12 protein-coding genes and 1 pseudogene are annotated in these 21,132 nt (G+C 61.1%); 2 read left to right on the top strand and 11 right to left on the bottom strand.

Annotation, left to right across the window (positions count from 1 at the left end; all coding sequences use genetic code 11):
- Positions 1-8: 8 nt before the first annotated feature.
- Positions 9-1,235: pseudogene (locus HBN63_RS12190) on the bottom strand (CynX/NimT family MFS transporter).
- Positions 1,228-1,686, bottom strand: a complete 459-nt coding sequence (locus HBN63_RS12185) for a nucleoside deaminase (protein WP_170049591.1) — start codon at positions 1,684-1,686, stop codon at positions 1,228-1,230. The pseudogene HBN63_RS12190 and the gene HBN63_RS12185 overlap by 8 nt, the downstream one beginning before the upstream one ends.
- Positions 1,687-1,791: 105 nt before the next feature.
- On the opposite strand from HBN63_RS12185, the gene HBN63_RS12180 reads away from it, so the two are divergent.
- The gene (locus HBN63_RS12180; RefSeq protein WP_170049590.1) at positions 1,792-2,634 is read left to right on the top strand and encodes a LysR substrate-binding domain-containing protein; all 843 of its coding nucleotides are present in this window, start codon (positions 1,792-1,794) and stop codon (positions 2,632-2,634) included.
- Here the strand turns inward: HBN63_RS12180 and HBN63_RS12175 are convergent.
- The 9 genes from HBN63_RS12175 to HBN63_RS12135 all read right to left on the bottom strand — a co-directional run bounded on the left by HBN63_RS12175 (position 2,591) and on the right by HBN63_RS12135 (position 20,151).
- Entirely contained in the window at positions 2,591-4,090 is a 1,500-nt protein-coding gene (locus HBN63_RS12175) for an efflux transporter outer membrane subunit (RefSeq protein WP_170049589.1), read from the bottom strand. The genes HBN63_RS12180 and HBN63_RS12175 overlap by 44 nt on opposite strands.
- Positions 4,087-7,194: an efflux RND transporter permease subunit gene (locus tag HBN63_RS12170; RefSeq protein ID WP_170049588.1), complete on the bottom strand. Its 3,108-nt coding sequence runs from the start codon at positions 7,192-7,194 to the stop codon at positions 4,087-4,089. The genes HBN63_RS12175 and HBN63_RS12170 overlap by 4 nt, the downstream gene beginning before the upstream one ends.
- Positions 7,191-10,289, bottom strand: coding sequence for an MdtB/MuxB family multidrug efflux RND transporter permease subunit (locus tag HBN63_RS12165; protein ID WP_170049587.1), 3,099 nt, complete (start codon positions 10,287-10,289; stop codon positions 7,191-7,193). Before HBN63_RS12165 ends, HBN63_RS12170 begins: the two co-directional genes overlap by 4 nt.
- Positions 10,286-11,512, bottom strand: a complete 1,227-nt coding sequence (locus HBN63_RS12160) for an MdtA/MuxA family multidrug efflux RND transporter periplasmic adaptor subunit (protein ID WP_170049586.1) — start codon at positions 11,510-11,512, stop codon at positions 10,286-10,288. Before HBN63_RS12160 ends, HBN63_RS12165 begins: the two co-directional genes overlap by 4 nt.
- A 224-nt stretch (positions 11,513-11,736) precedes the next feature.
- Entirely contained in the window at positions 11,737-12,237 is a 501-nt protein-coding gene (gene tpx / locus HBN63_RS12155) for a thiol peroxidase (protein ID WP_160086855.1), read from the bottom strand.
- Positions 12,238-12,380: 143 nt separating this feature from the next.
- A complete protein-coding gene (locus HBN63_RS12150) occupies positions 12,381-13,724 on the bottom strand; it encodes a sodium:alanine symporter family protein (RefSeq protein ID WP_170049585.1) in 1,344 nt (447 codons plus the stop codon).
- Positions 13,725-14,017: 293 nt separating this feature from the next.
- Positions 14,018-17,686, bottom strand: coding sequence for a translocation/assembly module TamB domain-containing protein (locus HBN63_RS12145; RefSeq protein ID WP_170049584.1), 3,669 nt, complete (start codon positions 17,684-17,686; stop codon positions 14,018-14,020).
- Entirely contained in the window at positions 17,683-19,410 is a 1,728-nt protein-coding gene (locus tag HBN63_RS12140) for an autotransporter assembly complex family protein (RefSeq protein WP_170049583.1), read from the bottom strand. Before HBN63_RS12140 ends, HBN63_RS12145 begins: the two co-directional genes overlap by 4 nt.
- A 99-nt stretch (positions 19,411-19,509) precedes the next feature.
- Entirely contained in the window at positions 19,510-20,151 is a 642-nt protein-coding gene (locus HBN63_RS12135) for a GNAT family N-acetyltransferase (RefSeq protein WP_167144585.1), read from the bottom strand.
- Between the two features lie 143 nt (positions 20,152-20,294).
- Between HBN63_RS12135 and xthA the strand changes: the two genes are divergently transcribed.
- Positions 20,295-21,110 (top strand): exodeoxyribonuclease III, encoded by an 816-nt coding sequence (gene xthA / locus HBN63_RS12130; RefSeq protein WP_170049582.1) that lies wholly within the window; start codon positions 20,295-20,297, stop codon positions 21,108-21,110.
- The last annotated feature ends 22 nt before the right edge of the window (positions 21,111-21,132 follow it).

Here is a 21,132-nt window from a genome sequence, read left to right as displayed (position 1 = left end):
GCTTACTCTCACCTTGCCGCGTCACCAGGCTGCTGGCGGTTGCTGGAAATCCGCCAGTAACTGCTAGGACTCAAGCGCTGTGTCAGTACCAGCATCACAATGATGCAGATGAGCATCAGCAGCCAGGTTGCGGAAAAGCCACCAGTGTATGCCCGCAGCCAGCCACCGGCGGCGGGCGCTAATGCGTTAATCAGGAAGCCAACCCCCTATACAAAAGCCGCCAATTGGCCAGCGGCAATCGGCTCCTGCACATGATCCAGGCTGAGGAGCAGGCAGAGGGCAAAGCAGGCCCCCAGGCCAAAGCCGATAAAAGCGATCCAAAGACCGGGCAGCTGTTGCGGCGCCAGTAACAACCCGGCAAAGCCCAATAACTGCGCCATCAAGCTGATACTCAGCAAACCACGGCGCTCGCGCATGTGCTGGGCTAGCGCGGGCATGCCCAAGGCGGCTATCACCTGAAACAGCGTCATCCACGCCAGTAACAGCCCACTGTTCTGGCTGCTCCAGCCCAAGTGCTGGTAGTACGCCGGGAGCCAGGCCACCACGGGCATGTAGCCGCAATTGCATAAGCCGAAATACACCGCCAAGGTCCATGCTCGCTTGTTGCGTACAAAACGGCTCAAACGGTGCTCTGCCGGTAATAGCTGAGCGGCACGCCAGGGCGTTCTTACCCATAACAGCAAGCCGATGAGCGCCGGCAGTGCCCATACCTCCAGACCGATCTGCCAATGGCCAAAATGGTTGCTGAGTTGCGGGCTAAACCAGGCTGCAAGCCCTCCGCCACTCATTAACGCAGCGGAGTAAATGCCCATGGCCAGTGCCACGCGCCCTACAAATCGGCGCTTAATCAAACCAGGCATCAATACCTGAATAAGCGCTATACCCACCCCACTGATTAACGCCGTAAGCAGCAGCACCAGGCTGCTGTGAACCATCCCGCGCAGCGCGCAGGCCAGCAGAATGCACAACAAGCCGAGCGCGATGCCCCTGCCCTCACCCAGACGTGTCTCTACCTGGGCACTGAACAATGCCAACACCCCCATGCACACCACTGGCAACGTGGTGAGCATCCCCGCCATTTGGAACCCCAGGCCGACGGCGCCGCGAATGTCATTCAGCAAAGGGCTGATGGACGTCAAACTCGGGCGCAGGTTGAGCGCCACGAACACCACAACGCACAGCCAGGCGCCGGTGCGCCAACCGGGACTGACATGCCGCTGAGACCAGCTAAACATGTTGCGCATGCCAGCGTTGATAGAGCGCTGGCACGGCATGGTGCGCCATGTGTTCAATGCAGATGCGTTGTTCGGCCAGTGGCAAACACAGTTGCTGATACGCGTCTGTTGTAGATAAACCAAAAGGCTCAGCGTCTGCGTTGGCGGCGGCAAACACCACCCGGCTGATGCCGCACAGGTGCATCGCGCTCAGGCACATGGGGCATGGTTGCCCGCTGGCATAGATCACACACCCGGCCAAGCGGTTGCTGGCCAGCACCTGACTGGCCTGGCGGATGCACTGCAGTTCTGCATGCGCAGTTGGGTCGTGGCTCAGGTGCATCTGATTGCTGGCGGCGCTGATCAGCGTGCCATCACGGACCAATACCGCACCAAACGGCCGACCGCCCTGCGCCAGGTTGGCAGCAGCCAAGGCGATGGCCTGCTCAAGAAAGTTGCGGTCATTACACACGGCGTACTCACCAGCGGAGGAATCGTGGCGAGGATTATCCTGAGCGGCACAGGTATGCTGAAATTAAATATAAGCATGCCAATCAGTTGATTCAGGAATACCCGAATGCTTGATCTCCTGCTTTTGCGCAGTTTTGTCGCCGTGGCCGACTGCGCCAACTTCACCCGTGCGGCCGAGCGGCTGCACCTTACCCAGTCAACTGTTAGCCAGCAGATCCGCCGCCTAGAGGACAGCCTTGGCTATCGCCTGTTCGACCGCAGTGTGCGGCAGGTGTTGATGACTGCAGAAGGCGAACAACTGTGCAGCTATGCCCGACGCATTCTCGCGTTACATGATGAGGCTGAAGATGTGCTGCGTAACCGACAAAGTGAAGGCGTGCTGCGTTTAGGCGTGCCCGAAGACTTCGCCGCCGAACGCTTGATGCCGCTACTCGCCGACTTTGCCGGCCGGCAAACCAGCGTGCGCTTGGAAGTCAGCAGCGGGCTCAGCCCCGAGCTACTGCGGCAGTACCGTGAGGGCCAATTTGATGTACTACTGAGCAAGCAGATGAACCCCGGCAGCGATTGCCTGGCGGCCTGGCCGGAACCACTCTGTTGGCTCGACAGCCGGCAGCATCCGGCGCTGCAGCGCAATCCTGTGCCGCTGGTGGTATTTGCTCCCGGAGGGCTGTATCGCCAGGAAATGATTCAGACCCTGGAGGTACAAGCTCGGGCTTGGCGCATCAGCTATTCCAGCAGCAGCCTGGCCAGCGTCTGCGCCGCAGTCGCTGCTGGGCTGGGTATCAGCTTGCTGCCGAAACGGGTACTGCAAGCGGATCATCAACGGATCGACAGCCTGCCAGCAGTAGAAGGTATGCACCTGACGCTCTATGCACGGCCCAACCTGGGGCCAGCGGGTACAGCCCTCAAGGAGCGGTTGTATCAACTGTGCCAGGAGCAGACGCGCTAGCACTAGCTGGTTGCTCTTCCAACAACAGCTGTTGCTGCCAACCACCCCCAAGGGCCGCGATCAGCTGCACGCTGGCGGTCAGACGATTGCCCAGCAAGCTGAGGGTGGTGCGTTCATTGTTCAGCGCAGTGGCCTGCACACTGACCACGCTGTTGAAGTCCACTGTACCGGCGCGGTACTGGTTTTCGATCAGGCGTAGGGATTCGCGTGCGGCATCCAGCGCTTCCTGCTGGATCACGGCTTCCTGCTGCAGCACACGCAGTTGCACCAGGTAATCCTCCACCTCGCGGAAGCTGTCGAGCACCGATTGGCGGTATTGCGCCACGGTCTGGTCGTAGGCCGCTTCGCTGCGATCCAGCTCGGCGCTGCGCGCGCCGCCATCGAACAGGGTCAGCGCCAACTGCGGGCCGAGCGACCAGAAACGGTTGGGCAGATCGATCCAGTCGGCAAAGCTGCTGCCACGGTAGCCACCGCTGGCGGAAATGGTCAGATCTGGATACCAGGCGGCTTCGGCGACGCCAATCTCGGCGTTAGCGGCGATCACCCGGCGTTCCGCAGCCGCGACATCGGGACGGCGTTCCAGCAGTTGCGACGGCAAAGCCACGGGGATTGCTGGCAACGCGGGCAACTGCTCGCGTACGGCAATACTCAGCTCGCTCGGCGGCACGCCGATCAGTACGGAAATCGCATGCTCCAGCTGCGCACGCTGCCATTTCAGGTCGATGGCCTGAGCCTGGGTGCTTTTCAACTGGGTCAGCGCCTGGCTGACATCGGACTTCGGCACGATGCCAGCGTTGTACTGGTTTTCCGTGAGTTTCAGCGAGCGTTCATAGGCCGCCACAGTGGCATCGAGTAGGCGTTGTTGATCATCCAGCACGCGCAGTTGCAGGTAGTTCTGCACCAGCTCGGCCTGCAAGCTGAGCTTCAGTGCCGCCAGGTCGGCAGCGCTGGCCTCATAGCTGGCGCGGCTGGACTCCAGCGAGCGGCGCAACTTGCCCCAGATATCCAGCTCCCAGGCGGCATTCAGGCCAAGTTCATAACTCTTGCTGATCCCCCCCGTGCTGCTTGTAGTGCTGACGCTACTGGTGTTGGAACCGTTGCCCTGGCTGCTACGGGTAGCACCGGCGCTGCTCGACAGGCTCGGGTAGAACGCCGCGCGCGCACCGCGCACCAACGCACGGGCCTGGCGGTACTGCGCCTCGCTGGCGGCTAGGTTCTGGTTGGAAACATTCAGCCGCTCGACCAGAGCATTCAGCTCGCTGTCGCCATACAACTGCCACCAGCTGCCGCGCTCCAGCACATCACCGGGCTTGGCCTGGGTCCAGCCTTCAATCTGTTTGAACTGCGCCGGGGTTTGCAACTGCGGGCGCTGATAATCCGGGCCGATGGCACAGGCGCTCAGGGCCAGACTCAACGCCAGCAAGGTGGGTAAACGATAGGCAGCGAGGGCTTTCATAGCGGGGTTTCCAGGGCAGCGTCAGTGCGCACTCCGCGCCAGCGGTTGACCCGGTGGCGCAGGCGGTCGAAATACAGGTAGATCACCGGTGTGGTGTAGAGGGTCAGCAACTGGCTCAATACCAGCCCACCGACAATGGTGATGCCCAGCGGCTGGCGCATTTCCGAGCCTTCGGCGCTGCTCAGCATCAGCGGCAATGCGCCGAGAATCGCCGCCAGGGTGGTCATCATGATCGGTCGGAAACGCAGCAGGCATGCCTGGCGGATCGACTCGTACGGGCTCATATGCTGCTGACGTTCAAGCTGCAGGGCCAGGTCGATCATCAGAATCGCGTTCTTTTTGACGATACCGATCAGCAGGAACAACCCCAACAATGAAATCAGGCTGAACTCGATGCTCATCAATTCCAACGCAAGCAATGCGCCGACGCCGGCCGATGGCAAGGTGGAGAGAATGGTCAGCGGATGGATATAGCTCTCGTACAGTACGCCGAGGACGATATACACCACGACCAGGGCCATCAGGATCATCCATGGCTGATTCTGTTGCGTCTGCTGGAAAGCACCACCGGTACCACCCAGCATGCCTTGAACTTCCGTGGGTAACGCAATGCGCGCAATGGCCCGATCAATGGCCTGACTGGCTTGATCCAAGCTGACCCCTTCGGCCAGGGAAAAACCGATATTTTCCACGGCAAACTGCCCTTGGTGGCTTACCCGGTCTTCTTCCAGGCTGCGCTCCCAACGGGCAAAGCTGGACAAGGGCACCCGCGCGCCCTCGCTGGTAATCAGCTGGATCTGGTCGAGGGTTTCCGGGTACTCAGCGAACTTCGGATTGATCTCCATGACCACGCTGTATTGATTGAGGCTGTCGTAAATGGTCGACACCTGGCGCTGGCTAAAGGCGTTATTCAGCACAGCGGTAATCATGTTCATATCCACGCCCAGGCGTTTGGCCACATCGCGGTCAACCACTAGACGAATCTGCTGAGTGCCTTCGGCCTCTTTGGCATCGATATCGGTCAGCTCTGGCAAGGCTCGCAACGCTTCACGTACGGGGGGCAACCAAGTGCGCAGGGCATCGAGGTCGCCTGACAGCAGCATGTACTCGTTTTCCGAGCTGCGCCCTTCTCGCCCGCCGATCTGCAGGTCCTGATCCGGCATCAGGAACATCCGCCCGCCCGGCACTGTCGGCACTGACTGGCGCAGGCGGTTGATTACCGCCTGGGCGTCGACCTTGCGCTCAGTAACTGGCTTCAAGCGCACGATCATAAAGGCGTTGTTGATGCCGCCACTGCCGCCAATAAACCCGGCCACGCTTTCTACTGCTGGATCGGCCAGCACGGCACGGCGATAAATCTCCATTTTCGGCTGCATGACCTGGAATGACAGACCGTCATCGCCGCGAATAAAGCCGATCAATTGGCCGGTGTCCTGCTGCGGCATAAAGGTTTTCGGCACGCTGATAAACAGGAAGATATTCAGCGCGATAGTGGCCAGCAGGCTGAACAACATCAGCAGCGAATGCTTGAGAGCCCAGTCCAGCCCCCGTGCATAAAACGCCAGCACACGTGTCTGCACGGCCGCGCCCCAGCGTTGCATGATGCTGGGCGGGCGTTCAACGGTGTCGGCCTTGAGCCAGCGCGCACAGAGCATCGGCGTCAGCGTCAGCGACACCAGCAGCGAGATCACGATGGCCACGGCCAGGGTGATGGAAAACTCGCGGAACAACCGCTCGACGATACCGCCCATGAACAGGATCGAGATAAACACCGCGACCAGCGACAGATTCATCGCCAGCAAGGTGAAGCCCACCTCGCGCGCGCCCTTGAACGCCGCCGCCATCGGCGTTTCGCCGGCCTCGATATGCCGCGAAATGTTTTCCAAGACGACGATGGCATCGTCCACCACCAGGCCGGTGGCAATGATCAGCGCCATCAGCGACAGGTTGTTCAGGGAGAAATCCAGCAGGTACATCACCGCAAACGTGCCGACCAGCGACACCGGCACGGCCAGGGCCGGAATCAGCGCCGCGCGCCAACGGCCGAGGAAGGCGAACACCACCAGTATCACCAACACCACGGCGATCAGCAGGGTTTGCTCGGCCTCATGCAGGGTGGCGCGAATCACTGGCGAGCGGTCCATCGCCACTTCCAACTCGATACTGGCGGGGATCACCGCGCGCAAGGCCGGCAACTGCTCGCGAATGCCAGCAATGGTTTCAATGATATTGGCCCCGGTCTGCCGGTTGATGACCAGCAGCACTGCCTGCTCATCGTTGAAGAAGCCGCTGTTGTAGCGGTCCTCGACACCATCGGTGACGCTCGCGACATCGCCCAGTCGCACGGCTGCGCCGTCCTGGTAGCGAATGATCAGCGGCAGGTAATCGGCGGCTTTCTCCAGCTGATCGCTGGCCTGCACTTGCCAGTGCCGCTCGGCATCTTCCACCGCGCCTTTCGGCCGCTTGGCGTTGGCCGCGCTGATGCTCTGGCGCACGTCATCCAGGGCGATGCCGTACTGATCGAGCAAGCGTGGCTCCAACGCCACGCGCACGGCGGGCAAGGAGCTGCCGCCGATCTGCACTTCACCCACACCGGTGACCTGGGCGAGCTTCTGCGCCAGGATGGTCGAAGCCACGTCATACAGCTGGCCCTTGCTGAGCACGTCGCTGGTCAGCGACAGCACCATGATCGGCGCTTGCGACGGGTTGATCTTGGCGTAGGTCGGCATGCTACGCATGCCGCTGGGCAGCAACTCGCGTGAGGCATTGATGGCCGCTTGCACTTCGCGGGCGGCGGCGTTGATGTCCCGATCCAGATCAAACTGGATCATGATCCGCGTACTGCCCTGGCTGCTGCGGCTGTTCATCTGGCTGATGCCAGCAATGGTGCCGAGTGAGCGTTCCAACGGTGTGGCCACACTCGACGCCATGATCTGGGGGCTGGCCCCCGGCAGGCTCGCCTGCACGGTGATCGTGGGGAAATCCATCTGCGGCAGCGGCGCGACCGGCAGCAAACCAAAGCTGACGCCGCCGAGCAACAGAATCGCCAGGCTCAGCAGCAAGGTCGCCACCGGCCGGCGGATAAAGGGCGCGGAGAGGTTCATCGGTTGACCACTAGCCCGGCTGCGCTTCGGCCGCTAATGCGCCGCGACAGGCGATCGAAGTACAGGTAAATCACCGGCGTAGTGAACAATGTGAGGATCTGGCTGAGCAGCAACCCGCCGACCATCACCAGGCCCAGCGGTTGACGCAGTTCAGCGCCGGAGCCGGTAGCCAGCATCAGCGGTATCGCGCCAAACAGCGCGGCCAAGGTGGTCATCAGGATCGGCCGAAAGCGCAGCAGCGCCGCCTGGTAGATCGCCGCTTCCGGCTGCATGCCCTGGTTGCGTTCGGCGTCGAGGGCGAAGTCGATCATCATGATCGCGTTCTTCTTGACGATGCCAATCAGCAAGATGATGCCGATGATCGCAATCAGCCCCAGCTCGTTGCCGCTGATCAGCAACGCCAGCAGCGCGCCAACCCCTGCAGACGGCAAGGTGGAGAGAATGGTGATCGGGTGGATGTAGCTCTCGTAGAGCACGCCGAGCACGATGTACATGGTGACGATGGCCGCGAGAATCAGCAGCAAGGTGCTCGACAAGGACGCACGGAAGGCTTCAGCCGCGCCCTGGAAGCGCGTCTGCACCGCCGGAGGAATACCGATCTCCTGCTCGACCCGCTCGATCACTGCCACCGCCTCGCCCAGCGATACACCGCTGGCCAGGTTGAATGATAGGGTCGCGGCCGGGAATTGGCCGATGTGGTTGATCAACAGGCTGGCGGCGCGTTCCTCGACCTGGGCCAGAGTCGACAGCGCGACCTGCTGGCCGTCGGCGGCCTTGACGTGAATCTGCCGCAACGCCGCCGGGCCAATGCTGCCGGCGTTCTCACTCTCCAGCACCACGCGGTACTGGCTGGACTGGGTGTAAATAGTGGAGATTTGTCGCTGGCCAAAGGCGTCGTACAGGGCGTTGTCGATATCGGCAATGCTCACGCCAAGGCGCCCTGCCATATCGCGGTCGATCTGCAGAAACACCTGCAGCCCACGGTTCTGCAGGTCGCTGGCCACGTCAGTCAATTCCGGCTGCTCGCGCAGCGCACTGACCAGCTTGGGCACCCACTCTTCCAGCAGGCTGATATCCGGCGACTCCATGCTGAACTGGAACTGCGTGCGACTGACCCGATCCTCGATGGACAGGTCCTGCACCGGCTGCAGATACAGCTCAATGCCAGGAATCCGCGCCAGTTCTGGCCTTAGGCGTTCGATAATCTGGCTGGCACTGACATCGCGCTCGGCCCGTGGCGTCAGGTTGATCAGCAGACGGCCGCTATTGAGTGTCGGGTTGTCACCGTCCACGCCGATGTAGGACGACAGGCTGGCCACGGCCGGGTCCTGCAATATCACTTCGGCCAGGCGCTGCTGACGCTCGCTCATGGCGCGGAAGGAAATCGACTGCGGCGCCTCGGAAATACCCTGGATCACCCCGGTGTCCTGCACCGGGAAAAAGCCCTTGGGCACGACGAGGTAGAGCACTACGGTCAGCGCCATCGTGCCGATGGCAACCAGCAAGGTCAGCGGCTGATGCTTGAGCACCCAGGTCAGCCATACGCCGTAACGGGCGATCATCCCGTCGATTACCGCTCCAGCGGCGCGGTAGAAACGCCCTTCTTCTTCGGGCTTTTCCGCCTTGAGCAGGCGCGCGCACATCATCGGCGTCAGGGTCAGCGACACCACCAGGGAAATCAGAATGGCTACCGCCAGGGTGATGGCAAATTCGCGGAACAGGCGCCCCACCACATCGGCCATAAACAGCAGCGGAATCAGCACGGCAATCAAGGAAATGGTCAGCGATACCAGGGTAAAGCCGATCTGCCTGGCGCCTTTGAGCGCCGCATTTAGCGGCGTTTCGCCCTCTTCCAGATGGCGTGCGATGTTCTCCAGCATGACGATGGCATCGTCCACCACAAAGCCGGTGGCGATGGTCAGCGCCATCAGCGTCAGGTTGTTGATGGTGAAACCGGCCAGGTACATCACACCAAAGGTGCCGATCAACGATAGCGGCACGACGATGGACGGGATGATGGTCGCCGACACCTTGCGCAAAAACAGGAAGGTCACCAGCACCACCAGGGCAATGGCCAGCAGCAATTCATGCTGCACACCCTTGACCGCCGCCCGGATGGTTTCGGTACGATCGGTCAGTACGCTGACTTCCACGCTGGCCGGCAGGCCCTGGGTCAGATGGGGCAAAAGCGTCTGGATGCGGTCGACCACATCAATCACGTTGGCGCCGGGCTGGCGTTGCACGTTGACCAGCACCGCCTCATTGCGGTTGGCCCAGGCGGCCAGGCGCTGGTTTTCCGCGCCGTCGATAATCTCGGCGACATCTTTAAGGCGCAGCGTGGCGCCGTCCTTGTACCCGAGGATCAACTCGCGGTATTCGTCGACGGATTTCAGCTGGTCGTTGGCATCCAGCTGCGACACCCGGGTCGGGCCGTCGAAGTTGCCCTTGGGCTGATTGACGTTGCTGGCGGTGATCAGCGTACGCACATCGCTGAGGTTCAAGCCATAGGAAGCCAGCGCTTCCGGGTTAACCCGCAATCGCACGGCCGGACGTTGTCCACCGGCCAAGCTGACCAAGCCAACACCGCTGGTTTGCGCGAGCTTTTGCGCCAAGCGGGTATCGACCAAGTCAAACACCTGCGGCAGCGGCAAGGTGTTCGAGCGGATGGCCAGGGTCAGTATCGGTGTGTCGGCCGGGTTGACCTTGTTGTACACCGGCGGCGCTGGTAAATCGTCAGGGAGCAGGTTGCTCGCGCCATTGATCGCGGCCTGCACTTCCTGTTCGGCGACATCTAGCTTCACTTCCAGGTTGAAGCGCAGGGTGATTACCGAGGCGCCGCCGGAGCTGGTCGAGGACATCTGTTTCAGTCCGGCCATCTGCCCGAACTGACGCTCCAGCGGCGCTGTGACTGCACTGGTCATCACGTCTGGGCTGGCGCCGGGATAAAGGGTCATCACCCGAATGGTCGGGTAATCCACTTCCGGTAGCGCCGAGACGGGCAGCAATCGATAGGCAATCAGGCCGCTCAGGAAGATCGTCAGCATGATCAGCGTGGTGGCGACCGGGCGCAGGATAAACAGGCGAGAGGCGTTCATTGGGCGCGCGGTGCTCGTTTGCCTTCAGGCGTGGCCGCCGCGGGCTGGGCGGCGACCGGTGTGTCGCCAATCACCTCAACCTTGTTGCCGGAGCGCAAACGGTCAGTGCCTTCCAGCACCAGACGATCCCCGGCCTTGAGCCCCTGCTCGACCACGCTGAGCTGGCCGTCACTGGCGCCGATGCTGATGGGCGTCAGCTGCACCTTGTCTTCAGCGTCCACCACATAGGCGAAGGTGCCACTGGCGCCGAACTGCAGTGCGGCGGCCGGCATCAGGGTGACGTTTTGCAGGGTTTTCACCCGCAGGCGCACGTTGACGAACTGGTTGGGGAAGAGCATTTCTTCGGCGTTGGCGAAACGCGCTTTGAGCTTCACCGTGCCAGTGGCGGTATCGATCAGATTGTCGACGCTCTCCAGCTCGCCTTCGGCCAGTTTGAGTTTTTCGCTGCGGTCCCACGCCTCGACAGCCAGGGTTTCACCTGCGCGCAGCTGCTGCACCACCGCCGGCAATTCGGCTTCGGGCAGGGTAAACATCACGGAGATTGGCAGCGTCTGGGTAATCACCACCAGCGGCAATGCATCGCCACTGCTAACCAAGTTACCGACGTCGGCCTGACGGATGCCCAGGCGACCGGTAATCGGTGCGCGAATCTGGGTGAACTCCAGATTCAGCCGCGCGGTGGCGACATCCGCTTGCAGGCTCTTGATCCCGCCACGGTACTGGTTGACCAGGGATTCCTGAGTGTCGAGGGTCTGTTTAGCAATCGAATCTTCGGCGTACAGACCGCGGTAACGCGCCAGGTCCAACTCGGCATTGCGCAGTTGCGCTTGGCTTTCCTGCAAGGCGCCCTGGGCCTGCTGCAAGGCGATTTCATAAGAGCGCGGGTCGATAACCGCTAGCAAGTCGCCGGCTTTGACCTGTTGGCCGTCCTTGAACAGCAGCTTGACTAGCTCACCTTCGACCCGGCCGCGCACATTCACCGTGTTATAGGCGGTGACGGTACCCAAGGACTTGAGCTCAACCGGGAAATCACCTTGCGTCACGTTGGCTACACGCACGGGCACCGGCCCACCATCGCGCCACGGCCCACCCCGTGCGGGCGCCTCCGGCGGGCTGGGCCAGAACCACCACAACAGTAAGGCCAGAACTACCAGCGCAAGCGAGCCGACCAGCCATTGGCGCGACAGATTACGAGGACGGGTGGTGAGCTGTGTATCAGGCATGGCGACAATCACTTCCTTGGGGAGCGTGAACGATATTCACTATCAGCCACCCTGCAAAGCCTCTTTACCGCCTATTTACCTTTTCCTTACGTAACTAAATGTCTGATCCGAATAGAAAATTGCCGGAACAGTAGTAAACGCTGCGCGGCGATGGCCCGTAAGTGATGGCAGGCAGAAATAAAAACGGCCTGCAAAGCAGGCCGTTGGCACAACGTAAACAGCTGTTACTGAAGCGCAGCCATCGCAGCGGCGTAGTTCGGCTCGTCAGCAATTTCGCCAACCAGCTCGCTGTGCAGCACCTTGTCGTTTTCATCCAGCACCACCACAGCGCGGGCAGCAACACCCACCAGCGGACCGCTGGCGATGGCCACACCGTAGTTCTGCAGGAAGTCAGCACCACGCATGGTCGAAAGGTTGATCACGTTTTCCAGACCTTCAGCACCGCAGAAACGCGCCTGAGCAAATGGCAGGTCAGTGGAAATGCACAGCACCACGGTGTTGGCCAGTTTGCTGGCACCGGCGTTGAACGTACGCACGGAGGTGGCGCAGGTTGGGGTATCAACACTTGGGAAAATGTTCAGGACTTTGCGCTTGCCGGCCAGGCTGGCCAGGCTCACGTCGCTTAGGTCGCCGGCAACCAGGCTAAACGCCGGCGCTTGCTGACCAACCTGCGGCAGTTGACCGGTAACTTCAACCGGGGAACCTTTGAGGGTGACTTGTGCCATTGGAAACGATCCTTATCAGTGGATTTGAGGGGCGGTGAACAAGTAAGGGCGCGAACCGGCCAAATGGCAAGCACGCGCCCCTGCAAAGAGGGCAAGCAGAGCTGACCGTTGAGTCAGACTACCCTGCGCGCCCAGGCGACACATCAATTTTTTGCGAAATGATCCTTGGTCAGCTTGACCACGATCGGACTGAGCAACAGCAGCGACAACAGGTTAGGAATCGCCATCAGACCGTTGAGGGTATCGGCCACCAACCAGGCGAAGTCCAGCTGGGCAATCGCACCGAACGGCACGGCCACTACCCAGAGAATGCGGAACGGCAGGATCGACTTGGTGCCAACCATGTATTCCCAGCACTTCTCACCGAAGTAGCTCCAGCCGAGGATGGTGGTAAAGGCAAACACCACCAGAGCCAACGTCAGGATGTAGCCGCCGACGCCTGGCATCGCCTGTTCGAAGGCTGCTGCCGACAGTGCTGCACCGCTGGCACCGCTGGTCCACACGCCGGAGGTGATGATCGCCAGGCCAGTCATCGAGCAGATGATGATGGTGTCGATGAAGGTCCCGAGCATGCCGATCATCCCCGAACGTACCGGGCTGTTGGTGGTGCCAGCCGCCTGAGCGATACCTGCAGTACCCAGACCTGCTTCGTTGGAGAAAATACCGCGCGCCACACCGAAGCGAATCGCCGCCATCACCGCCGCACCGGCAAAACCACCGGTAGCAGCTATAGGGGTAAAGGCGTAGGTGAAGATCATTTCAATGGCTTTGGGGATTTCCGATGCATTGACCACCAACACCACCATGGCGGCGATGATGTAGGCCACGCACATAAAGGGTACCAGGGTCGCAGCGACCTTACCGATACGCTTGATGCCGCCGAGGATCACCATGCCGACAATCACCATGGTCACCACACCGGTAACCCACAGCGGAATGTTGAAGGTGGTCTGCAGGGCTGCAGCCATGCTGTTGACCTGTACCATATTGCCGATGCCAAAACCGGCAAAGCCGCCGAAGATGGCGAACGCAGTGCCCAACCACAGCCATTTTTTACCCAGGCCGTTCTTGATGGCGTACATCGGGCCGCCGACGTGCTCGCCGCGCTCATCCTTCTCGCGGTAATGCACCGCAAGCACCACTTCGCAGTACTTGGTAGCCATACCGACCAGTGCGGTACACCACATCCAGAACAACGCACCGGGACCGCCGAGGAAAATCGCTGTGGCTACACCGGCGATATTGCCGGTACCGACAGTGGCGGCCAGACAGGTCATCAGGGCCTGGAACGGGCTGATTTCACCGCTCTCGGCATCGCCTTTCTGACGGCCTTGCCACATCAGTTTGAAGCCCGCGCCAATCTTGCTCAGCGGCATGAATTTCAGACGCAACATGAGGAACAGACCGGTGCCGAGAATCAGCACCAGCATGGGCGGGCCCCAGACCACGCCATTGAGTTGATTGACCAGGGTGTTGACGAATTCCATGCTCATTTCCTTATTCTTGTAGTGAACGCGAGGTGGGTAGCCTTCGCTTGTCCGATTGCCGGGTAGGCCAAACTGATGAACAGAACGCGAATCGGGTTGGCGCGCCTGCAAACAGCGGATCGGGCTATACCAGCCAGCACAACGACTGCCCGGTATCAGCGGCGGTCAGTATATGAAGACTGTGATAGTGGTTTTCACTGTTTAGATTTCAACGCTCAGACGTTTTGAGCGAGGGGCGCAATTTAAACGCGAATTAACAGGCTTAATCCAGCGTCCTCCCGCAGAAACATGGCCTAGAAATCGCGCCGATAGAACAAATCCAGAGAGCTCGCCAACCCGCTGGCAGCCTCTAGGTAGAGCCGTCGGCTCAGTTCATAGCGCAACGCAATGGTATTCGCCGGTTCGAACACCCCCACGCCGTAGCGCAGGCTCAACCGCTCCGAGAGATTGCCGCTGGCGACCACGCTGGTGGTTACCCCAGAACCCTGGGTATCGAGTTGAAAATCACTGATACCCAAGCCCTGCGCCAGGTTATTGACCAACGGTGCACTGCCGGCCATCCCCAGGGCCAGCGCAGCTTGTGCCAGCATCGTATTGTCACCACCACCCTGCCCCAGTGGCCGCCCCATAACCAGGTAAGACAACGCCTGCTCCTGACTCATGGCCGGTTCGGAAAACACCGTACTGGTCGGTTGCGCGGCATTGCCACTGAGGCGTAAACCAGCCGTCACGCCATCGACCTGGCGCACGGCCTCGATATCAAGAAATGGCTGATCAATCGGCCCCGCGAACAGCAGGCGTGCGCGGCGTACATTCAGGCGCTGGCCGTAGGCGCGGAAACGGCCCTTGTTCAGGCTCAGCTCACCGCGTGTATCCAGGTCATTGCCAATGTGTACGCGGCCCAGCAGCTCGGCATCCAGTCCAAAGCCGCTGAAGGTGAGGCGCTGTTGACCCACTTCAACGTCAACATCCATGGCGATGGCCGTCGCCTGCTGCTGCGGGCTGTCGCGCCCTACCACCTGGGCGTCACTGGACACCTGTACCGTTGAGGGCGGCAACTCGCGCACCTCAATCTTGCCGCTGGGGATCAGGACCTTGCCGGCCAGCGACAGCTGCTCATCACGCAGGCTTAAACGCAGATCCGGTTCGACCTCCAGCGCGGCATAGGGCTCAACAGTGACCGGCAGACGACTTCCACGCAGCTGCATATTCGCCACCAATCCAGCCGCCCAATTCAGCTCGCCATTCAGGCTGCCCTGCCCTTGCTCGCCACTGCGCCAATCGCCCTCGAGAAGCAACCGCTCGCCTGCGATCTGCGCCTGCAGTTGCAGCTGCTCGATGTTCATCGGCAGTTCAGCGCCGCTTATTTCGCCATTCAACACCCGCAGGTTGCCGTTGATCTGCGGTGCCAACAGCCCGCCCGACAATGTACCCGCGCCATTCAGCTGCCCGGCGATACGCTCGACCATCGGAACAAACGGACGCGCCAGCGCCAGGTCCAGACCATTGAGGCGGAAGCTGCCAGACAACGGCTTGCTCGCCGGACGTGGATCCAGTTGAGCCTGCAGCGACAGCTCGCCAATGGTTGGGCCACGCAGCTCCAGCAGGCTATCGATGCGCTGCGGGCGCAACTGTGTACTCAGGCGCAGGCTGTCGTAGGCAAACTCCAGCCACTGCTGCTGATCACGAATGCGCCAGATGCCGCTGCCGGCATCCAGTTCCAGGCTGCCATTCGGACCGCTGGCCGGCATATCGAGCTGCAGCCGACCATTGAGCTCACCCTGCCAGCTGAAATCCTTCGGCCACAGCGCCGCCAAGCTCTCCATGGGGAAGTTGCTCAGCTGGTAGTTGAGCTTGGGCTGCGGCAGCAGGCGCTGCTCCGTGCCGCACAGACTGGCCTCGCCAGAACGCCAGCAATGCGCGCCCAGGCTGAGCTGCCCATTGGCCAGCCGCACCAGCGTGGCCGGCTGTTGCAGGCGCCAATCCTGGCCACCGCTTTGCACCTCGCCACTACTCAGGCTGCCGCGCCAGTTACCCTTGTCCAGCTTGCCGGCCAGGGCCAGCTGGCTTTGCAACAAGGGACCGTGCAGTTGCAGCTCAAGACTTTGTTGCTGCTGATCACCAGCGGCAGTGACATCCAGGCGCCCCAACTCGGTTTCACCCAGCTGAATACCCAATGCCTCCAGGGTGATTCGGCCACGCTGGGCACTGTTCAGGCTGGCGTCGAGCTTGAGCTGTTGCAGACGTTGATCGTCATAGGCCAGGCGCTGACCTTGCAGCTGCAACTGGCCCTGGGGTGCTTGCAGACTCCCAGCCAGGTCCAGCTGACCATTAAGGTGACCCTGCAAGCCTGGCCAAAGCTGCCCCAATCGCGGCATCGCTAGTAATAACCGGCCGCTCAGCTGTTGCTGCAAGGCGGCCTGACCGCTGATGCGGTTATCACCCAGGCGGATATCCAAGGCACTCAGCTCGCCCTGCTCCAGGCCACCGGCAAACTTCGCCAGCAGCTTGGCCGGCTGACCACGCAGGCGGCCGGTGAGGTCGATGTCGGCGTTAAGGTTAAGCTGCTGATTGATCAAGCCGCCTGAGCTGTTCAAGGGGCCCGCCAGGCTGCCGGGTAACTCGGCCAGCCAGTAAGCCGGATCAAGCTGACTCAACTGCAGGCGCACATCCCAACTCAGCTGCTCGGCAAAACCCAAGCTGACCTGGCCTTCGGCGCGGCCTTGGCCGGCCTGCATACGCAGCTCTGGCAGATACAGCTTCTGTAGATCGCCACTCAGCGGGCTTTGCAGGCTAAACGCGCCGGCCGGTCCATCCAGCTCGGCAGCGAAATGCCCGAGATAGTTGCCATCCTGATAAGCCAGCTCGCCATTAAGCACCCGCAACGCCACAGGCGCTGGCTCGTCCAGCGAATAAAGGCGCTGCCAGGGGAAGCTCTGCCAGTTGAAGCGGCTATCCAGGCTCAGACCTTGCTGCCAGTTCAGCTCGCCGCTGAGCTGTACCTGCTGCTCCGGTTCGGCGGTCAAGCTCAGGTTGCTGATGGCCGCGCCGTCAGCCTTGAGCAGCCCCGCCAGCGCCATAGCAATAGGCCCTTCAGTTGCTGGCAGGCTGGCACTGCCGATGATCTGATAGCCGGCCTGCAAATCGCCCTGGGCATTTAGCTCAACCTGCTCAAGGTTAAGGGTGTCGGGCAGCTCAGCGCTGGCTTTGAAGCTGGCGACCTGAAAGCGCAGTTGCGCCGGCAGGTGTTCAGCCAAAGGCTGTACCCAACCGCTCAGTTCGCCGGTCAGATAGCCGCTGCTGCTGGCTGTCAGTTGCACCCGCTCGCGCAGCTCACCGTTGAGCTGCAGTGCCACCGGCCAGGCCTGCTGCTCGGGCGCAGGCAGTCGTAGCTGTCCGTTCAGTTGCAGCGGCCAGTTGCCGGAGGTTTGCACCTGGCCCTGCAACGCCACCTGAAGATCGCCGGTAGCCAGGCTGAGGCTGTCAATCTGAATACCCTTTGCAGTCCAGCGCGCAGCCAACTGCAAGCCTTGCAACTGTTCGACGCCATTAAGCTGCAGGCTGTCGATCTGCACCTGCCCCAGTTGCAACGCCAGCGGCAGGCTCAGGTCCGGCAGACTGAACGGCTCGCTGCTGGGCTGCTCATCATCCTGGAAAACCAGGTTGATCGGCCCGCTGCGCAGTTGCTCGATACACAACGTCAGGCGTAACAGGCAGGTAGGCGACCAATCCAGGCTAGGCGCCATTACCTGCACGCTATTCTCGCCTTGTTGCCAGCGCAGCTGTGTCGCGCTCCAACTACCGCCTAGGCGGCCATCGAGGTCGTCAACCTGCAAGCCCGGCACCTGCGCCAATAACCAGCGGCTGCCGCCCTGGGTGCCCAGTAGCAAGCTCAGGCTGATGGCCAGCACAAGCAGCAGGCCCAGCAGACTGAACAGCCCATAACGTAACCAGCGCTTCACAGTTCCGGCCCCATGGAAAAATGCAGGCGCACGCCGCCCTGGTCATCCAATGGATGCGCCAGATCCAGGCGCAACGGTCCGAGTGGTGATACCCAACGCACGCCCAGACCCACGGCACTTTTCAGCGACGGAAGCTGCAGCGAGTCAAAGGTATTGCCCTGATCGAAGAAGCTCGCCAAGCGCCAGCGCTCAGTCAGGCTGTATTGGTATTCCAGGCTGCTGGTAAAGAGGTAGCGCCCACCGATCTTGTCGCCGGCGCGGTTTTCCGGCGACAGGCTCTGGTAGTCATAGCCGCGCACGCTCTGGTCACCACCCGCGAAGAAGCGTAGGGATGGCGGCACCTTGGCAAACCCATCGGATTCAGTGCCGCCCACCTGCACCCGCCCCAGCAGTCGATGGCGCTTGAATACGGTGGTCAGACCTTTGAGTTGGATATTGCCGTGCAGCACATTGGCATCGGACAACAGCCCCTTGGCCGCACCGGACAGATCAAACTGCAGGCGGTAGCCGTGGTTGGGGTCGATCTGGTTGTCACTCTGCAGGTAGGAGTAACTCAGGCCCGGCATCAGCAGCGTACTGGTACCGGCGTCATCGCCTAGGTCGTACTCCTCGTGCTGCCACTTCAGTGACAGCACGCGCTGCCAGCCGCTGTCGAGCTTGCTGTGCCATTCCGGGCCAAAGGTCAGCAGACGGCTGCTGCTGTCGGTATTGGCCAGGTCTTCGGCCTGATAGCCGCCGGCTACCCGCAATTTATCGGTCAGCGGCGGATCGAGCGGCACGTCGTACCACAGGCCAACATTCTGCCGCGGCGCCGACAGTTCGAACTCCGCGCCATAGCTGTGCCCCTGCGGATTGGCCCAGTGCCGCGTCCAGTTGGCCCGGCCACGCGGCCCCACGTCGGTGGAAAAACCCAAGCCCAGGCCCATGCTGCGTGGCTTGCGCGCCTGCAATTGAACCTGCACAGGGATCTGTTCACCACTGGCAGTACCGGGGTTGGCATCCACCTGCACCGACTCGAAATAACCACTGGAGCGCAGCGCCTGATACAACTCGGCAATAAGTGCCGAGTCATAGGGCGTATCCGCCGGGAACGGCACCATGCGCTGCAGCAATTGCTCATCGAAGGGCGCATCGCCGACAAAACTCACCGCGCCCAGTTGATAGCGCAGGCCGCTGAGATAAATCAGTTCGATATCGGCCACTCCAGCCTCGGGGTCGATTTTGAGTTTTTGACGACTAAAGCGCCCAGCGAAGAAGCCATAACGCGAAGCCTGATTCTGAATTTCGCGCTTCGCGGCGTCGTACTGACCGTGGTTAAGTTGTGCCCCGCTACGCAATTGCGGGTCATTGGGCGTACGAAAGGCGCGCAGTTGCGCCGCTGGGCCTTCGACGCGCACCACCACATCACGCAAACGCACCGGTTCACCCGGCTGAATGCGTACGGTCAGGCGCGGTGTTGCGCCCTCGCTGACTTCAGTCGTGATCTGCGCCTGGTAGAAGCCCAGCGCCTGGGCGGCTTTCTCTGCCTGGTTTTCGGCGACCCGACGAAAGCGCTGCAAGGCTTCAGCATCACGCTCACCCAAGCTGCCGATGTAGCCCTCGATATTGCTTTTCAGCGCGCTGTTGGCCGGCTCAACCCGCACACGCAACTGTGCTTCGGCCAGGGCCGTAGCACTCAGCAGCAGAAGAAACAGCGCGGTGAAAAGGTGGAGAGGAACAGGCATGAGGGCGATGCTAGCACGAGCTCAGGGCCGACTTAGAGCACCAGTGCGGGCAAATAGTTGCGACTTGGTGTGTCTGCAGACACACCAAGCAGGCCGTTATCAAGCACTGGCCTTGATTGCCAGTTGCGGACTTGGATGGAAGAAAACGTGCTCGATAATCGGGCCGATGGCCACCTCGCCGATTTCTTCGTAACCCTGACGTTTATAGAACTCCAGGTAATGTCCATTGCCCGTATCCAGTACTACACCCTGGGAACTGGCGTCTTCGGCGCACCAGTTGTGCAGTGCTTCAAGCAGTTGCTCACCAAGGTTTTTGCCCTGGTATTCCGGATGAATGCCCAGCAGCGGCAACACGTGGTAGGGCCCCGGCGGCAGGCAGGCGATCACTGCATCGTGGTATTCCAGATAGCGCTTGGTGCAACGGAAGCCGGTGGTCAGCAGCATGCGCATGCGCCAGCCCCAGCTTTCGGTGATGTCCATGCGCCGCTGTGGCGGAGCGATCAACGCCATGCCGATCAGTCGATCGTCGATAAGCAAGCCAATCGCCGGCAGGTCTTCGGCAAAGTGCTGCTGCACCAGCTCACGTACCGTGGCGCGTACGCGCTGGTCATAGCCTGGCCGCTCGGCTTCAAACAGGTAGGCAAAGGTGGGGTCGTGACGATAGGCGTGATACAGCAGCGAGCGTGCTTCGCGGGCATAGCCACTATCGAGCATACGTACTTCGGCGAGACTGTTGGGCATCGAATTGACCTCTGTTGTTCTTGATTTACTGGGCCTGCAGCCACGTTAGCACCGCGCACCCTGCGCCGCCACAGGCTGGCCGGCAGGGCCGCTAATCGGCTAGCATCGCGGGCTTTCCAGAGCCACAGCCAGGACTGCCGCCCATGAAGATCGTCTCCTTCAATATCAATGGCCTGCGTGCACGCCCGCATCAACTGGCAGCATTGATCGAGAAACACCAGCCGGATGTGATCGGCCTGCAGGAAACCAAAGTTGCCGACGAGCAGTTCCCCGAGGCGGATATCCGTGAGCTCGGCTACCACGTGCATTACCATGGCCAGAAAGGCCATTACGGCGTCGCCCTGCTCTCGCGCCAGGAACCCCTGAGCTTGCACAAGGGCTTTCCCGGCGACGCCGAAGACGCGCAGCGGCGCTTTATCTACGGCACCTTCGCCGATGCCCAGGGCAACCCGGTGACGGTGATGAACGGCTACTTCCCGCAAGGTGAAAGCCGCGACCATCCGACCAAGTTCCCGGCAAAACAGCGTTTCTATGCCGACCTGCAACAGCTGCTGCTGAGCCAGTTCAGCCCCGAGCAAGCGCTGGTGGTGATGGGTGATATCAATATTTCGCCGGAAGACTGCGACATCGGCATTGGTGAGCCTAATCGTCTGCGCTGGCTGAAAACCGGCAAATGCAGCTTTCTGCCAGTAGAGCGCGAGTGGCTGGCCACCCTAAAGAACTGGGGCCTGGTTGACAGCTTCCGCCACCTCAACCCCACAGTGAATGACCGTTTCAGTTGGTTTGATTACCGCAGCCGGGGTTTTGAGGATGAACCCAAGCGCGGTCTGCGCATCGACGTGATTCTCGCCTCTCAGGCGTTGCAGGCGCGGATCAAGGACGCCGGCGTCGACTACGACCTTCGCGGCATGGAAAAGCCATCGGACCATGCCCCCATCTGGCTTGAGTTGGCTCAGTAAGCCTGCAATAGAGCCTTCACAT

It is taken from the genome of Pseudomonas sp. WS 5011, assembly GCF_012985775.1.
Classification (GTDB): Bacteria; Pseudomonadota; Gammaproteobacteria; order Pseudomonadales; family Pseudomonadaceae; genus Aquipseudomonas; species Aquipseudomonas peli.
This window is presented reverse-complemented; position numbering and strand designations above follow the sequence as displayed.

Bases quoted from the DNA above. Each gene is read 5' to 3' on its own strand.
- HBN63_RS12180 (WP_170049590.1), top strand. From the start codon at position 1,792: ATGCTTGATCTCCTGCTTTTGCGCAGTTTTGTCGCCGTGGCCGACTGC.
- HBN63_RS12175 (WP_170049589.1), bottom strand. From the start codon at position 4,090: ATGAAAGCCCTCGCTGCCTATCGTTTACCCACCTTGCTGGCGTTGAGT.
- HBN63_RS12170 (WP_170049588.1), bottom strand. From the start codon at position 7,194: ATGAACCTCTCCGCGCCCTTTATCCGCCGGCCGGTGGCGACCTTGCTG.
- HBN63_RS12165 (WP_170049587.1), bottom strand. From the start codon at position 10,289: ATGAACGCCTCTCGCCTGTTTATCCTGCGCCCGGTCGCCACCACGCTG.
- HBN63_RS12160 (WP_170049586.1), bottom strand. From the start codon at position 11,512: ATGCCTGATACACAGCTCACCACCCGTCCTCGTAATCTGTCGCGCCAA.
- tpx (WP_160086855.1), bottom strand. From the start codon at position 12,237: ATGGCACAAGTCACCCTCAAAGGTTCCCCGGTTGAAGTTACCGGTCAA.
- HBN63_RS12150 (WP_170049585.1), bottom strand. From the start codon at position 13,724: ATGGAATTCGTCAACACCCTGGTCAATCAACTCAATGGCGTGGTCTGG.
- HBN63_RS12140 (WP_170049583.1), bottom strand. From the start codon at position 19,410: ATGCCTGTTCCTCTCCACCTTTTCACCGCGCTGTTTCTTCTGCTGCTG.
- HBN63_RS12135 (WP_167144585.1), bottom strand. From the start codon at position 20,151: ATGCCCAACAGTCTCGCCGAAGTACGTATGCTCGATAGTGGCTATGCC.
- xthA (WP_170049582.1), top strand. From the start codon at position 20,295: ATGAAGATCGTCTCCTTCAATATCAATGGCCTGCGTGCACGCCCGCAT.